The sequence below is a fragment of the Runella zeae DSM 19591 genome (assembly GCF_000423565.1).
In the GTDB taxonomy this organism is placed as follows: Bacteria; Bacteroidota; Bacteroidia; order Cytophagales; family Spirosomataceae; genus Runella; species Runella zeae.
Map to the genome: position 1 here is coordinate 1 of NZ_KE384052.1, position 2,001 is coordinate 2,001.

Consider the following 2,001-nt stretch of genomic DNA (forward strand, 5'->3'; position numbering starts at 1 on the left):
CTTTGTTTTTTTCGAGTTTTGTAATTGCCATGATTGAAAAAAGTTGTTTTTGAAGCTGTTAACCGGTCTTGTTGGGTCTTACTTAGAAGGCACTAGCCTACGGCTCATGTAAGGACCTAATTCAAGGGTCACTTTGATACTTGATTGAGGTAAAATGGTAATCTCTACCTCCGCTACGTCGCCTAAGAAAATGTTGTGAAGGAGGAAATTGGCGGTCCCTACTTGGCTTGCTGAATCAGCTTGAAGGTTTTCCACGATGTCGTCTCCTAAGGTGGGGGTTTTGATAGCGACGGAGTTGGCAAGCTGTTCAATGAAGTTGGAAGATTGGATGGGAGAAACGGTAACACTAGAAAGCTCAATAGGGCAGGCTTTGGCGAAATTTTGGAGGTATTCAAGGGTTAATTCCCCTTCCACTACACAATTCTCTCCTTGTTTGAGAATAGAGTTGTTGTAGTTGATGTGCCTGAGTCTAGCGGGAGAGGGAACTAAGATTTTCTTCTCAACCTTGTCGGTGGTATTGGTAAGGGTTAGCTGAATTACCTTTTTGGCTTGGGGGATGGTTGATTTTCCATCAAAAGTGAGGTGTTTCATGGGAATTGAATTTTGCGTTGGTTTTTGGCAAAAAATGATGAAACGAAAGTTAAGAGGAATGATAAGAGGGTAGTCATTAATCCAACACAAAGAGATTTAATCCAACGGGGGAAGACCTTAATCCAACGTAGAGGGAAGAAACACAAAAAAGTCCCCTGAATGACCACTACCGTGTGGACACAATTCGGAAGATAAGCCTGCATTATTGAGTAGAATTTTTGTGAACCGATCCAATGCATCCTGATGGCGGGTGGCTTTTCAGAAAGGTATCCTTTCCATTCGCCCATTCGTGCAATAGCCCATTCCTTCCCTCTTGAGGATTCTGAATACTTTTTCAATAACCCATCGACAGGTTATATGCTGTAGAGCTGTTGCAAAGTTGGTAACAGGCCAAGGTATCCTTAATCGCCAATGAATGGGGTTATCCTTTCACCCCTTTCTTTGGCCTCAATCGCATGGAGACTAATGGTAGGCGGAAAATCTTTGGCCGTATATTGATTGGTACTAATGCTTATGGGAGTGAGGCGAACTTCCAAAGTGACTGTTCTTTTTTTAGTGCTTCTCCTCTTATCATCTGCTACATCATTGTGTAAGTTCCTGCTGTGGGTAAATCAGACAGACATTGGAAAAGCTTTTGCTGATTTGAAAGAATCCGATTAGCTCTTGAGCAAATCAGTATAACCTAAAATAAGGGAAACTTTGTGTCCAAGATTTAGCGGTCAGGACACTTTTGTATTCAGCGAGGATTCCTTTGTGTCAATGGGAAGCAGATGTTTAGGGTGACTTTTCTCTTTTTGATCTTTTCATACGAACTGTTCCTATAAACGTATCTTTTTTAGCCTATTTTCATGAGCTGATAAGTCGATTTCCGTCATATCAATACATAGTACTGACTTATTAGCAACGCAATTCGCCTTCATATTGCTAATTATGTCCAATTCGCTAACATAATCATTTTGCAAAAAACGATACATAGCTTTTGCCTCCGATGCACTGCCGGCTAATTGTCTGATAGCATGGATACTATTGCTGAAGAGACGATTAAGAATAGCATTCCCTCTATTCACTAATCGCCTGCTGGGTAAACTTGTAAAATGACGCGTTTGCAATTTTTAACCCAAAAGTGTGGTTTAATTTGGGGCCTATAAAAAGGTCAATTTGCTGAGCTTTTCTTACTGTTTATTCAGTGATTGTTTTCCATATACTTATTCAAATCCTCTCCCCATGCTTCCCAAACCTGAAAGCCGAGTTGATAAATTTGCATGGCTAATGGAAGTGTTTGGCATAAAGGAGCAACATTGATTGTAGCCTCATACGCTAATTGTAATGATAAATCCTTATTGGTTAGATGACTATGATAAAGGATAGCCAAATTGATTTGATTTACGGCCAATGAAACCTGATATAATT

4 protein-coding genes are annotated in these 2,001 nt (G+C 40.3%); all 4 read right to left on the bottom strand.

The window, feature by feature from the left end; all coding sequences use genetic code 11:
- Window positions 1–78 precede the first annotated feature (78 nt).
- Window positions 79–591 carry a hypothetical protein gene (locus tag G563_RS0133230; RefSeq protein ID WP_028669133.1) on the bottom strand — a complete coding sequence of 171 codons (513 nt, stop codon included), beginning with the start codon at window positions 589–591 and terminating at the stop codon, window positions 79–81.
- A 401-nt stretch (window positions 592–992) separates the two neighbouring features.
- Window positions 993–1,127, bottom strand: coding sequence for a hypothetical protein (locus G563_RS39110; RefSeq protein WP_262506152.1), 135 nt, complete (start codon window positions 1,125–1,127; stop codon window positions 993–995).
- Between the two features lie 282 nt (window positions 1,128–1,409).
- Window positions 1,410–1,658 carry a hypothetical protein gene (locus tag G563_RS39290; protein ID WP_028669134.1) on the bottom strand — a complete coding sequence of 83 codons (249 nt, stop codon included), beginning with the start codon at window positions 1,656–1,658 and terminating at the stop codon, window positions 1,410–1,412.
- 116 nt (window positions 1,659–1,774) lie between these two features.
- Window positions 1,775–2,001 (bottom strand): hypothetical protein (locus G563_RS38770; RefSeq protein ID WP_037328889.1); only part of this gene is annotated, 227 nt, incomplete at its 5' end.

Excerpts from the sequence above, each read along its gene's own strand:
- G563_RS0133230 (WP_028669133.1), bottom strand. The coding sequence starts at position 591 with ATGAAACACCTCACTTTTGATGGAAAATCAACCATCCCCCAAGCCAAA.